Source organism: Kitasatospora sp. Xyl93 (assembly GCF_055383135.1).
Map to the genome: position 1 here is coordinate 4,708,911 of NZ_AP029185.1, position 13,243 is coordinate 4,722,153.

Consider the following 13,243-nt stretch of genomic DNA (forward strand, 5'->3'; position numbering starts at 1 on the left):
CATGGACGGAACCGCCACGGACGCCAGCACCCCGCCGACCGCCAACGCGATGCGCCGCGCCCTGCGCCGAGCCCGGGACGGCGTCGCCCTCGACGTCACCGAGGCCGCGGTGCTGCTCCAGGCCAGAGGCGAGGACCTGCTGGACCTCTGTGCCGGTGCCGCCCGGGTCCGGGACGCGGGCCTCGAAGCGGCCGGCCGACCCGGCGTCATCACCTACTCCAAGAGCGTCTTCATCCCGCTCACCCGGCTCTGCCGCGACAAGTGCCACTACTGCACCTTCGCCACCGTCCCCGGCAAGCTGCGCCGGGAGGGGCACGGGATGTACATGTCCCCGGACGAGGTGCTGGAGGTGGCCCGCCGGGGCGCCGAACTCGGCTGCAAGGAAGCCCTGATCACGCTCGGCGACAAGCCCGAGGACCGCTGGCCCGAGGCCCGCGAGTGGCTCGACGCGCACGGCTACGACGACACCATCGCCTACGTGCGCGCCATGTCGATCCGCATCCTGGAGGAGACCGGCCTGCTGCCGCACCTCAACCCCGGGGTGCTGAGCTGGACGGACTTCCAGCGGCTCAAGCCGGTCTCCGCCTCGATGGGCATGATGCTGGAGACCACCGCCACCCGGCTGTGGAGCGAGCCCGGCGGCCCGCACTTCGGCTCCCCGGACAAGGAGCCGGCCGTCCGGCTGCGGGTGCTGGAGGACGCCGGGCGCAGCTCCGTCCCGTTCACCAGCGGCCTGCTGATCGGCATCGGCGAGACCTACCAGGAGCGCGCCGAGTCGCTGTTCGCGCTGCGCAGGGTCTCCCGCGCCTACCACGGCGTCCAGGAACTGATCCTGCAGAACTTCCGGGCCAAGCCGGACACCGCGATGCGCGGCATGCCGGACGCCGAACTGGACGAGCTGGTGGCCACGGTGGCGGTGGCCCGGCATCTGATGGGCCCGGCCGCCTGCCTCCAGGCCCCGCCGAACCTGGTGGACGGCGAGTACGAGCGGCTGATCGCGGCCGGCATCGACGACTGGGGCGGGGTCTCCCCGCTCACCCCGGACCACGTCAACCCCGAGCGCCCCTGGCCGCAGATCGAGCGGCTGGCCGAGCGCTCCGCCGCGGCCGGCTTCGAACTGCGCGAACGCCTCGCCGTCTACCCCGAGTACGTGCGCCGCGGCGAGCCCTGGCTGGACCCGCGGGTGCTGCCGCACGTCCGCGCGCTGGCCGACCCGGCCACCGGCCTGGCGAACCCGGACGCGGTGGTCCGCGGCCTGCCCTGGCAGGAGCCCGAAAACCTGCCGGAGTCGTACGGGCGCACCGACCTGCACACCGCCGTCGACACCGAGGGCCGCACCGGCGACCGCCGGGCCGACTTCGAGGACGTGTACGGAGACTGGGAGGTGCTGCGCGAGCAGGTGCTCGCCAAGGGCGCCCCCGAGCGGCTGGCCGGGGACCTCCGGGAGGCCCTGGCGGTGGCCGCCGACGACCCGGCGGGGCTGACCGACGACCAGGCGCTGGCCCTCTTCCACGCGGACGGCCCGGCCCTGGACGCGCTGTGCCGGATCGCCGACGACGTCCGCCGGGACGCGGTCGGGGACGACGTCACCTACTGCGTCACCCGGAACATCAACTTCACCAACGTCTGCTACACCGGCTGCCGCTTCTGCGCCTTCGCCCAGCGCCGCACCGACGCCGACGCCTACACCCTCTCCCTGGAGCAGGTCGCCGACCGGGCCGCGCAGGCCTGGGAGGTGGGCGCCACCGAGGTCTGCATGCAGGGCGGCATCCACCCGGACCTGCCCGGCACCGCCTACTTCGACATCGCCCGCGCGGTGAAGGAGCGGGTGCCCGGCATCCACGTGCACGCCTTCTCGCCGATGGAGGTGGTCAACGGGGCGACCCGCACCGGGCTGTCGATCCGGGACTGGCTGCAGCGGGCCAAGGAGTCGGGCCTGGACACCATCCCGGGCACCGCCGCCGAGATCCTGGACGACGAGGTCCGCTGGGTGCTCACCAAGGGCAAGCTGCCGGCCGCGACCTGGGTCGAGGTGGTGACCACCGCGCACGAGCTGGGCATCCGCTCCTCGTCCACGATGATGTACGGGCACGTGGACACCCCGAAGCACTGGCTGGGCCACCTGCGGCTGCTCGCCGGGATCCAGCAACGCACGGGCGGCTTCACCGAGTTCGTCACGCTGCCGTTCATCCACACCAACGCCCCGGTCTACCTGGCCGGCATCGCCCGGCCCGGTCCGACCGCCCGGGACAACCGCGCGGTGGTCGCGATGGCCCGGCTGCTGCTGCACCCGCACATCCCCAACATCCAGACCAGCTGGGTCAAGCTGGGTGCCGAGGGCGCGGCCGAGATGCTCCGCTCGGGCGCCAACGACCTCGGCGGCACACTGATGGAGGAGACCATCTCGCGGATGGCCGGCTCGGCGTACGGGAGTTACAAGTCGGTGCGCGACCTCCAGGCGATCGCCGAGGCGGCGGGCCGGCCGCACCGCCAGCGCACCACCACCTACGGCGAGGTGCCGGCCGAGCGGCGGGCGGCGGCGCTGGCCTCGGACGGACACCTGCCGGAGCTGCTGCCGGTGCTGGACTGAGACCCGGGGCGTCCCCGTCCCGGCCGCCGTCCGTACGGGGGCCGGGACGGAGGCGTATTCACGGGGACCGGGACGGGGGCGCCGAACTCCGGAGGACGGGACGGAGGCGCCCGACCCCCGGGGGCGGGAGGGGCGCCGAACTCGGGGGACGGGGCCGATTCGATCGGCTCTTCGAATACAGTGCGAGGGCGCGCGCCCGGCCGAGCGTCGCGCGGCCCCCACACCCGAGGAAAGGCGCCCCGTCGTGATGCCACTGTGGTCACGCGCCCAGCAGCAGGACTACCGCAGCCGGGTGCGGGGCTGTCTGCTCGGCGGTGCCATCGGCGACGCGCTCGGTGCCGGCGTCGAGTTCGAGTCGCTGGAGAAGATCCGGGCCCAGCACGGCCCCCAGGGCGTCACCGGCTACGTCCCCGCGTACGGGCGCACCGGCGCCGTCACCGACGACACCCAGCTCAGCCTGTTCACCGTCGACGGGCTGATCCGCGCCCACATCCGCCGGGACACCGGCAGCTGGCACCCGCCCACCGACCTGCACCTGGCCTACCTGCGCTGGGCCGCCACCCAGCGCGACTGGGGCCCGGACGAGCGCCGCCCCGACCTCGGCTGGCTCGGCCGCGAGGAGTGGCTGTACGCCCAGCGCGCCCCCGGGCAGGGCTGCCTGTCCGGCCTCGGCGGGGCCGACGCCGAGCGGCTCGGCACCCTGGAGGCCCCCAAGAACCCGCACTCCAAGGCCTGCGGCACGGTGGTGCGGGCGGCGCCCTTCGGGCTGCTCACCACCTGGGAGCCGGGCCTGGTGTTCCAGCTCGCGGTGGAGTGCTCGGTGCTCACCCACGGCCACCCCACCGGCTACCTCGCGGCGGGCGCGTTCGCGGTGATCGTCCAGTCCGTCGCCCGCGGCGGCACCCTGGAGGAGGGCGTCCACCTCGCGCTCGCCCTGCTCTCCGAGCGGCCGGCGCACGAGGAGACCACCGCGGCGCTGCGGGCCGCCCTGGACGCGGTGCGGGCCGGCGAGCCGTCCGCGGACCGGGTCGAGGCGCTGGGGGAGGGCTGGGTGGCCGAGGAGGCGCTGGCGATCGGGGTCTACTGCGCCCTGGTCGCGCACGACGTGCGCTCGGGCCTGCTGCTCGCCGTCAACCACTCCGGGGACAGCGACTCCACCGGCGCGATCTGCGGCAACCTGCTCGGGGCGCTGCACGGGGACACCGCGCTGCCGCCGGGCCTGCTGGCCGGGCTCGAAGGGCGCGGGGCGATCCTCGAACTCGCCGACGACTTCGTGCTGGAGCTGGTGCACGGCCCCGAACTGCACGACCGGCGGACCGCGGAGGGCGTCAACTGGGCCGCCCGCTACCCGGTGACGGGCTGATCCGGGGCCCTCGGCGCCCTCGGAGCTCTCGGAGCTGATCCGGAGGGCCCGGAAAGGGAGTTGCCCGTAGCGCCGGCCGCCGCCGGGGGGCGACGGACACCGCTACGGGCAACTGGTCCGGGTACGGAACCGGGTGGGCCGGTCAGCCGGGGAGCTCGCCGAAGGCGCCGCCCGCCGCGGCCGAGGCGAAGGCGTTCCAGGCCTCGGTCGAGAAGCGCAGCTGGGGTCCGCGGGGGTCCTTGGAGTCCCGGACGGCGACCTCCCCCGCGCCTGGGGCGGCTATCTCCACACAGGCGCCTTGGCCGCCGCTGTGACTGCTCTTGCGCCAACGGGTTCCGTACTCGGACGGGGTGATCATTCGTGGAATTCCTTCTCGATGTCTGCTATCAGCGACCGGCTCTCCGCGACACCGAGCGCGGCCGCCCTCAGGTAGTCGTACAGACCGGTATAGCGGCGCACGTCCGCCTCCTTCTCCAGGTAGAGATCGCTCGTCACACCTTCGAAGTAGACAACCGTGGAATCGGCTGACTCGGGGAACTCCAGCAGCGAGAATGTCCCGGTCATGCCGGGATGGGCACCGTGCGAGAACGGGATCACCTGGATGGTGATGTTCGGGCGCTGGCTGAGCTCCAGCATCTGCCGCAGCTGCTGGGCCATCACGGCCTTGCTGCCGACCTCGCGGCGCAGCACCGCCTCGTCTATGACGGTCCACAGGCTGCCCAGCTGGTTCTCGCCGTGGATGCGCTCCTGGCGCTTCATCCGGACCTGCACCCGGCGCTGCACGGCGACCGCGTCGGTGTCCGGCTGGGTGCCCTCGACCACGGCCTGGGCGTAGTGCTCGGTCTGCAGCAGACCGGGGACGAAGGAGGACTCGTACGCGCGGATCGAGGAGGCCTCGGCCTCCAGCCCGATGTAGACGCTGTACGGGGTCGGCATGTCGTTGAAGTCGTGCCACCAGCCGCGCTGGCGGGACTCCTTGGCCATCTCCATCAGGCTGGCGCGCAGCTGGTCGTCGGGCACCTTGTAGACGTCGCAGAGGTCGCGCACGTCGCGCTGGCTGATGCTGCGGCGGCCGTTCTCCAGCCGGCTGATCTTCGACTGGGAGACCATCAGCCGGCCGGCGACCTCCTCGGCCGTCATACCCAGGCCCTCGCGGAGCTTGCGCAGCTCCGAACCCAGGCGTCGGCGGCGCACGGTGGGATTGACGTTGGCGGACACTTCGACCTCCGGCCGGACCTCTGGTGCTCGTTGGAACTGCAGTCCTCGGAACACTTCGGACATTGGGACCAACCCCCCTGACTTGGAGCAGCATGTCACCTTGGGCCAGCTCGGCGCCGGGGATTCACAGCAGCGCGGTAGAACAGATCATCGGAAAAGTGCTTCCGCGAGACAGCGAAAGTTCCCAGGTGGTAATGCGGCTCGGTGACTCGGACAGGTACTGCGGAAGCCGCCCCCGGACCGGTCCGCACCTGCCCCGGCACGTGCGGGGGCGGGCGGTTGCCGGGCGTCCGGGGACGGCGAAGGGGCGGTCGCCGGGCGACTCGCGTCGCGGGGCGACCGCCCCTCGGTGCTGGTGGTGCTGCCGGTGGTGCCGGCGGCGCGTCCGGAGCGGTGGTGCCGGCGGTGTTCCCGGCACCGGTACCACCGGTCGTGCGTCGGGTCGCTCAGCGTCCGCGGGCGGTGCGAGCGGGGCGGCGTGCGCCGCCGGGTGCGCGGCCGGTGGTGTCGGGCGCCGTGGTGGCTGCCCGCCGGGCCGTGCGGACCGCCCCGGCCGGGGCGGTCCTCCCCGCCTCCGCGCTCCCGGAGGCCTCCGTCTCGAAGGCCTCCGCGCTCCCGGAGGCCTCCGCGATTCTCCCGGTCTCCCGGGTCAGCGGACGCCGACCCGGGAGGCGGGGACCCGCCCACCCGAACCCCGGCTCGCCGTACGGGCGCCGGGGCGGCCGACGGCGGCCCCGGAACCCTGGGAAGAACGGTTCTGCTGTGCCGGCAGGCCGTTCTGCACGTCCATCACGGCGTGCGCGACCATCCCGCCCAGCGGGTCGTACCGGATCAGGTCGCGCAGCCTCGACCGCGAGGAACGGCCCTCGTTGCCCGGGTACAGGTGCTTGCCCAGCCCGACCGAGTGGGCGAGCGCCGCGAGCGCGGCCGTCCGCGGGTCCGGCGGGACACCGGTGCGGATCGCGGTGTCCAGCCGCTGCTTGATCGCGGCGTTGGTGCAGTCGTCGGACGCCTGGTACCGGGTCGTCGGCAGCACCCCGCACACCTGGCCCGGCACGGCCGTGACCATGCCGCAGCGTTCCAGGTGCGCCAGGTAGGTCTGCCGCAGCCCCAGCCGGGGCCCGCCGATCCAGTGCGCCGCGCGGACCGGACTGCCGCGTCGGCGCAGCAGTTCCAGTGCGTGGTCAAGGGTCGGGTCACCGGTCGGTCGTGCGAGCACGACGGCGATCCGGTCTCCCTCCGGTACGATCCGTCCGGCCAGGGACAGCTCGACGAGCTGCGCCCCGGCGAGTCCGAGGTCGAGGGTCTGCGGCTGCGCCGTGGTACCCGTGGTCGGGTCCAAAGCGAGCAGCAAGAGTTCCTCGGGAACAGTTCTGCGGCTCTTGCCCATCCAAGCCTCCCCGCGTGGATGAGAGACAGGGTGACGCCTCTCACACGGGCTTGTCGAGTACGCCTCCGAATCGTGACCTTGCGGTGAAGGCGCGGAACCGGCGGCGGCGGGCCTCGCGTCTGACCGGTGAACAGACCGCGGCGCGACCGGGCGACGACAATAAGCGCCGGTCGGGCGGGGTGTGCGCGGCCGGAACGGCCGCCGGTGGCGGAGACTGTACAGGTACACGGGCGGGGCGTCGGCTTCCCGAAATCGGGTTCGCCGGTGCCCCGCGGGGCGTTGAGGAGGCTGGGATACGTGGGCGAGTCCCCCGACAGGGTGCTGAGGGACGGCGACGAGCGGCAGCGGGACCGCGAGCGCGAACGGACCGGTGCGGCGGCCGGGGCCGCCGGGCCGACCGAGGACGGCTCCGGCTCGGAGGCCGACGGTTCGTCAACCGCGGCCGCCGGGGCGACCGCCGGGACCACCTCCGACGCCTCCTCGGACAGCCCTGCGGAGACCTCCGACGAGGCGGCTCCGAAGGCGTCCGCCGACGCTTCGGGGGCGGCGCCCAAGGGCGGCTCGACCGTGCAGCTCCGTGTCCGGGATGTGGACAGCCGGACGACGATGCTGCGGCTGCCGGTGGACAACAAGACCACCGCGCTGCGGCTGCCCGACGAGCTGCTGAAGGGTGCCGGCAACGGGAGTTCCGAAGGTGGGGACGGGAAGAAGGAGTCCTCGCCGGAGGCGGCGGAGGTGACCGAGCCCGTCGGGCGTCCGGTCGCCGCCGACCCGCGTCTCGTCATGCGGACGGACGCCGCGGTGGCGGACAAGGCCGGTGAACAGACCGGGGAGAAGGCCGGGGCGGAAGCCGGGGAGGCGGCGGCGGAGCCGTCCGGGGAGACCGGCGCCGAGGGCGCGGCCGCACCTGCCGGGAAGCCGGCCGACGACGCGGCCGACAAGGCTGCCAGGGCCGACAAGGCGCACCAGGGCGAGAAGGCGGAGCAGGGCGAGAAGTCCGAGAAGACCTCGGAGCCCGAGCCGACCGGCAAGGCCGGCCCGACCGATGCGGCCGGCCCGACCAATGACGCCAATGACGCCGAGGACACCGAGGACGCCGAGGACGCCCGAGCCGGGGACCACCCGGAGGACACCGGGGGCGCCGACGACACCGGCGCCGACGACGCACCCGCCAGGGGCGCCGTGACCCTCGCACTGACCAGGAACGGGCAGCCCGGTCAGCCGTCGGGTCAGGCCGAGAAGCTGGAGAAGCCCGCGCCGCTGCGCGCCTCCGGCTCCTCCGCGGCCTCCGCCGGCAGCGCCCGCCCGGCCGGCGCCGCGCCGGAGCCGAAGTCCGAGCCGGCCCCCGGTCCGGCGCCGCTGCCGAAGCCGGCCCCCGCCCCCGTACCCGGCCCGAAGCCGCTGCCGGAGCCCGACCCGCGGCCGGTGCCGCCGGTCCCGCCGCTGCCCAAGCCCGAGCCGCTGCCCGCCCCCGAGCCGCTGCCGTCGCCGGAGACCACCGCCGAGGCGATGGAGGTCCTGGCCTCCCTCAACGCCCGCCCGGTCTCGCCGCTGCAGCGCGCGTTCAAGCGCGTGACCATCTGGACGGTCTTCTTCGCCGTGGTGCTCGGCGCGCTCGCGGTGGCCCAGCTGCTGCGCCCGCTGCCGGACCCCAAGGCGAAGATGACCGCCGTCGGCAGCTACAGCTTCTCCGGTGACGCGCTCGACCTCGCCTGGCCGGCCAAGGGCCAGTCCGCGGCCGAGGTGGTCGGCGTCGGCAGCCTCGGCAGCTCGGGCCCGGAGACGCCGGCCTCGATCGCCAGCGTCACCAAGGTGATGAACGCCTACCTGATCCTCCAGAAGTTCCCCCTGAAGAAGGGGGAGAGCGGCCCGAAGATCATCGTCGACAAGCAGGCCGCGCAGGAGTCCGGCAACGCCGACGAGTCCCGGGTGACGCTCACCGAGGGCCAGGTGCTCACCGAGTACCAGGCGCTGGAGCTGCTGATGCTGCCCTCGGCCAACAACGTGGCCCGGCTGCTCGCCCGCTACCACTCCGGCTCCGAGGACGCGTTCGTCAAGGCGATGAACGACACCGCGTCCAAGTTCGGCATGGCCAACACCATCTACGCCGACCCGGCGGGCTTCAACCAGGAGACCAAGTCCACCGCCAAGGACCAGCTGAAGCTGGCCGAGCAGGTCATGCAGGACGAGATCTTCCGGCAGATCGTCTCCACCTCGGAGACCAACTTCAACAACGTGAAGATCCCCAACACCAACAGCCTGATCAACCCGAAGACCGGCGTCATCGGCGTCAAGACCGGTTCCAGCACCCCGGCCGGCGGCTGCCTGATGTGGGCCGCGTACAAGGAGATCGGCGGCGTGAAGCGGCTGATCCTCGGCGTCACCCTGGGCCAGCAGGCCACCTCGCCCAACCCGGGCGACGGCATCCTGCCGACCGTGCTGAAGGTCAGCGGCAAGCAGATCCAGGCCGCGCAGAACGGCGTGACCGGCCAGACCGTGGTGAAGAAGGGCGACGTCGTCGGCTCGGTCGAGGACGGGCTCGGCGGCAAGGTCCCGCTCGTCGCGACCAAGGACCTGGTGGTGGCGGGCTTCCCAGGCGTCGCCGGCACGATCACCCTGGACACCTCGAAGATCGGCCACACCGAGCAGGCCGGCAAGGAGATCGGCGTACTGCGGGTGGGCGCGGGCGCGGACAAGCTGGAGGTCCCGGTGGCGCTCCAGTCGGACCTGAACCCGCCGTCCATCCAGTCCCGACTGCTGCGCACGCTGTGAGCCGCTGAGGCGGAGGCGCTGAACCGCTCAGGCACTGAGGCGTGGAGGCGCTGACGCGCCGAGCCGTCGAGCACAGGAGGAAGGGGAGCCGGTCCGCACCGGCTCCCCTTCCTCCGTTTCCGCCGGCCCTAGACGTCCCGGTCGAGCAGCGCGAGGGTGAGCCCGCCGAGCGGCGTCACCCGGTCCGGGGCGCCGTACCGGGTGCGGAGCGCCTGCGCCTGGTCCGTCGGCATCGTGCCCAGCGGGTCCGCGGTGTCGCCGAGGACCACCAGCCAGACCCGGGACGCCCCGCCCAGGCAGTCCTCCGGCCGCGGGCAGGCGGTCGGCGAGAGCTCCTCGGCGTCGTCGGCGCTCCGCGCGACGAAGACCGGAAAGGGGCGCACGTCCGAGGGCAGGTAGTAGCCGACGCCGGGCCAGGCCATCGCCCAGGACTGGTCGCCCAGCGGGGCCGCCAGCCCGTCCCCGGCGCGGTAGCCGGCCGAGATCTCCCGGGCCACCGCCTTGAACGGCTCCTCCGAGCCGTTGTGCGAGCCCGTGTACCGCACCGCGCGCTGCTCCGGCAGCGCCGCCACGGCCGGTGCCGCGAGCAGTCCGACGGCCAGCAGCCCGGCCGCCGCGACGGCCCCTCGGGTCGCCCGGCCGCGTCGCCGGGCCAGGGCCGCCACCGCGCCGTACACCGCCCCGGCTCCGCCACCGGCCAGCACCGCCCAGGCGGGCACCGTGAACAGCAGGTACCGGCCGAGGAAGTACGAGGTGTCGCTCAGCCGGGACACCAGCCAGACGCCCACCACCGGCAGCTCCGCCAGCAGCAGCGCCTGCCAGGCCTGGATCCGCCGGCCGGGCAGCGCCAGCGCCAGCAGCGCCAGCGGGAGGAAGGCGTAGAAGACGGCTTCCGAGCCGAACAGCCGCTCGCCGAAGTAGGCGAGACCGCGCATCGAGGGGGTCGGTATCCAGCCCAGCTGCCGGTCCGACTGCCGGCTGCCCAGCAGCACCACCGGCAGCCCCGGCAGCACCGCCACCGCGACCGCCAGCGGGTACTGCCACAGCAGCCGCCGGTCCGCCGCCGGACGGGTGCGCCACAGGTGCAGCGCCAGGAGCGCCACCTGCCCGGCGACCGTGCTGAAGGAGACCAGGTGCCCGGCACCGGCCAGCGCCATGGCCACGCAGTACGGCGCCCAGCGCCGCCAGGTCGGCCGCTCCAGCGCCCGCAGCAGGAAGTACGAGGCCGCCGCGATCGCACAGGTCACCAGCGCGTAGGAGCGCGCCTCCTGGGCGTAGCGGGAGATCTCCGGCGGCACCGCGAGCAGCAGGCCGGCGCTGACCGCCGCCACCCGGCCGGCGAACAGCCGCTGGGCGGTGAGCGCCACCAGCGCCGCCGCCCCGGCCATCGCCAGCACGGAGGGTATTCGCAGCGAGACCGCCGAGTCGCCGAACACCGCCGTCCAGCCGTGCATCAGCAGGTAGTACGCGCCGTTGCTGGCGTCGACGTGCTGGAGCAGCCGCAGCAGGTCGCCCGGCGAGCGGGTGGCCACCGTCCACGTCGCGATCTCGTCCCGCCACAGGTCCGGCGTCCCCAGCCGGTACCCGCCCACCGCCAGCATGACCGCCGCGGGCCACACCCAGACCTGCCCCAACAACCGGCCCACCGGGTGCACAGCAGGTCTCATCGGGCCTTCGTCTCCTTAGCGCGGCGTGCCGGGGCGGATCCCACCCTGCCCGGCAGGCTACTTGACCCGCCCTGACACCCCGTCGGCCGCCCGTGCCCCCCTCCGTCACCCCGCGCCCCGCGCCCGATCCGGTACGCTGTGAACGGCCTGGGAGCACCCGGGCCGCGCCTCAGTGGGATGTCTCCGAAATCCAGTCGCCCCAGCTCAGGTGATGTGGCCTGGCTCCCGCGACAACGCCAGGGGGGCGATTTGCCAACGCTGCGGTTGCAGAGGTGCAGGTCAGGCCAGCTCTGCAGGTGACAGGCGCGAGCCGCTCGAAGTGAGGCCTGGCACCTGCTTTCGATCTTCAGTGACTGTGTCGGGCATGGGCCCTTTCGGGTGGTAGCCAGTGCTGGACCGTTGCTGCTTGAGTAGCAGCGGGGATCGCTGGATGTGTGTGGATCCCGGGAGCTCGACTGGAGCGTCGAGCGATGCTGTTGATCTTGGATGGCGCGAGACGGCTGTTCCTCTGCGGTGGCTGCTGTCGAGGGTGGATGCCGCCCGAATTGTCTCTGGAGTGCGGGTTCGCCAAAGTCGATCCCGTTCGCGATTTCATAGCGAGGATGTTCGGCGAAGCCGGCTACCGCGTGGGCGATATGCAGGGCCGGTCATGGCCGGGGCCGGCGGGGACGTGGGAGCGTGAGCGCCGAACCTCCATGTCGGTGATCATCTTGCGGCTACATGAGCCTGTACAGCCCACGGGTGGACCCGTCGACTCGCAGCATGTCTGGTGGAGCACTGAAGCGTTGATGCGCAACCGCCGCTCGATCTACCCCCCAGGTGTTGTCACGCTCGTGTCGGGATATCTGGACGGGTGGCTCCCGCCGGGGGAGTTGCGTCTTGAGTGACTCGAACCACGTCCGCCTTCGCCCGGGTTCGCGCCGCGAGATCCGCCGATGTCGCCACGAAGGCTGAGCCTTCGTGGAACCCTGGAGGTGAGACTGGGGCAGCTCAAATGGAGGCGCTGGTGCAGTGGTGGCAGGCCGGCCTATGGGGGGCTCTCGGGGCCGCGCTGGTGGAGGTCGCAGACTTCCAGGCGAGCTTGAAAGAGCGCAGGAAGCTGCCGTGGAAGGGGCGAAACGCGGCTTCACTAGGCCTGTATTCCCTAGCGGCTCTTCTTCGGATGTTGCTGGGAGTCGGAGTGGCCGTTGCACTTGGAGAGTCCGGCCAAGTCTCCGGAGGCTTCGGCGCGATTCTTGCCGGAATAGCTGCTCCCAAGATCCTCGAAGCGCTCCAGACGCAAGCAGCGCCAGGCCGATCGATCGAGCCAGCGGCTGACTTCTTGCAGGAGCAGAACACCGTCTTTCCCTCGCAGCTCAAGCAGGAAGGAGCTGTTCAGGATGCCAGCTGAGTCCGCTCTCACCCAGCTCTGGATGCTCCTCACCCGGTCCCACCCGGTTTTCGCAGGGCCTTCTGTGCCACAGACGCCTCTTCGGAGAGGGGGTCTCTGGGCTCTTATGACCAGGGTTCACCCGGTCTTCACGGTGGATCAGTCGATGAATTGGAAGGGTGGATCGCGGCCCCAGGATTTGAATCGGGCCGACGTGAGTAACGCTGGCCCGGTGGTCACTAAGCGGCGTCGCGTCAGTTTGCACGGCACCAGCCTGCGCGGCGCCGACCTGCTCAATACTGACCTAGCCGGTGTCAACTTGGTCGATGCCGACCTAACTGGCGCGAACCTGGCGGTCGCTGATCTGACTGCTGCCAACTTGGCGGGGGCTCGATTGGTTCGGGCCAGGCTCAGCGGTGCTGTCCTGCAGGGCGCCAGGTTGAGCTCCGCTGATCTGACCAACGCCAAGTTGAGCGGCGCCAACCTGACCGGCGCGAATCTGGCCGGCGCCAGCCTGAATGGTGCGAGGATGCGCGGCACTGATCTGAGTGGCTCCAACCTGGGTGGCGCTGACCTGCGCGGAGCAGACTTGACCCGAGCCATCCTGGTTAGTGCCAACCTGGTTGGGATCTTGTGGTCTGGGAAGACCGAGTGGCCTGCGGATTTGTACCAGGAAATCCGGAGTCGGTCGACGCAGGTTGGGCCAGGGGAGTTCGAGATCGGTGGATCCGGCGGCCAAGATCACTCCCTCTCGGTTGCTCTCGGGTGAGAAGTCGCATGTTTGTGATGAGGTACCGGAGAACGTTGTGGCCGACTGCGCCAAGGACCGTGTTTCATCCCGCCCCATGACTGAACGCCTGCGAGTTCGCTGTCG

The 13,243-nt window shown here is 72.2% G+C and carries 9 protein-coding genes; 5 read left to right on the forward strand and 4 right to left on the reverse strand.

Features of this window, described 5'->3' with window-relative positions; all coding sequences use genetic code 11:
* The first annotated feature begins 1 nt into the window (after nucleotide 1).
* Nucleotides 2–2,590: a bifunctional FO biosynthesis protein CofGH gene (locus ACZ5GH_RS21160; protein ID WP_464335011.1), complete on the forward strand. Its 2,589-nt coding sequence runs from the start codon at nucleotides 2–4 to the stop codon at nucleotides 2,588–2,590.
* Nucleotides 2,591–2,837: 247 nt separating this feature from the next.
* On the forward strand, nucleotides 2,838–3,953 hold the full coding sequence (locus tag ACZ5GH_RS21165) for an ADP-ribosylglycohydrolase family protein (protein WP_387749368.1): 1,116 nt from the start codon (nucleotides 2,838–2,840) through the stop codon (nucleotides 3,951–3,953).
* Between the two features lie 142 nt (nucleotides 3,954–4,095).
* Here ACZ5GH_RS21165 and ACZ5GH_RS21170 read toward each other — a convergent pair whose 3' ends face one another.
* From ACZ5GH_RS21170 to ACZ5GH_RS21180, 3 genes are all read right to left on the reverse strand, one after another.
* The gene (locus ACZ5GH_RS21170; RefSeq protein ID WP_387749371.1) at nucleotides 4,096–4,311 is read right to left on the reverse strand and encodes a DUF397 domain-containing protein; all 216 of its coding nucleotides are present in this window, start codon (nucleotides 4,309–4,311) and stop codon (nucleotides 4,096–4,098) included.
* On the reverse strand, nucleotides 4,308–5,171 hold the full coding sequence (locus tag ACZ5GH_RS21175; protein WP_387749374.1) for a helix-turn-helix domain-containing protein: 864 nt from the start codon (nucleotides 5,169–5,171) through the stop codon (nucleotides 4,308–4,310). Before ACZ5GH_RS21175 ends, ACZ5GH_RS21170 begins: the two co-directional genes overlap by 4 nt.
* Nucleotides 5,172–5,820: 649 nt before the next feature.
* Nucleotides 5,821–6,561, reverse strand: a complete 741-nt coding sequence (locus ACZ5GH_RS21180; RefSeq protein ID WP_387749377.1) for a GOLPH3/VPS74 family protein — start codon at nucleotides 6,559–6,561, stop codon at nucleotides 5,821–5,823.
* Between the two features lie 297 nt (nucleotides 6,562–6,858).
* Between ACZ5GH_RS21180 and ACZ5GH_RS21185 the strand changes: the two genes are divergently transcribed.
* Nucleotides 6,859–9,333: a D-alanyl-D-alanine carboxypeptidase family protein gene (locus ACZ5GH_RS21185; protein WP_464335012.1), complete on the forward strand. Its 2,475-nt coding sequence runs from the start codon at nucleotides 6,859–6,861 to the stop codon at nucleotides 9,331–9,333.
* A gap of 128 nt (nucleotides 9,334–9,461) precedes the next feature.
* Here ACZ5GH_RS21185 and ACZ5GH_RS21190 read toward each other — a convergent pair whose 3' ends face one another.
* The gene (locus tag ACZ5GH_RS21190; RefSeq protein WP_464335013.1) at nucleotides 9,462–11,000 is read right to left on the reverse strand and encodes a glycosyltransferase family 39 protein; all 1,539 of its coding nucleotides are present in this window, start codon (nucleotides 10,998–11,000) and stop codon (nucleotides 9,462–9,464) included.
* Nucleotides 11,001–11,994: 994 nt separating this feature from the next.
* Here ACZ5GH_RS21190 and ACZ5GH_RS21195 point away from each other — a divergent pair.
* Together ACZ5GH_RS21195 and ACZ5GH_RS21200 are read left to right on the forward strand one after the other, a co-directional pair.
* Nucleotides 11,995–12,390, forward strand: coding sequence for a hypothetical protein (locus ACZ5GH_RS21195; RefSeq protein WP_387749384.1), 396 nt, complete (start codon nucleotides 11,995–11,997; stop codon nucleotides 12,388–12,390).
* A 106-nt stretch (nucleotides 12,391–12,496) separates the two neighbouring features.
* Nucleotides 12,497–13,138 carry a pentapeptide repeat-containing protein gene (locus ACZ5GH_RS21200; RefSeq protein WP_387749387.1) on the forward strand — a complete coding sequence of 214 codons (642 nt, stop codon included), beginning with the start codon at nucleotides 12,497–12,499 and terminating at the stop codon, nucleotides 13,136–13,138.
* Nucleotides 13,139–13,243: the final 105 nt, after the last annotated feature.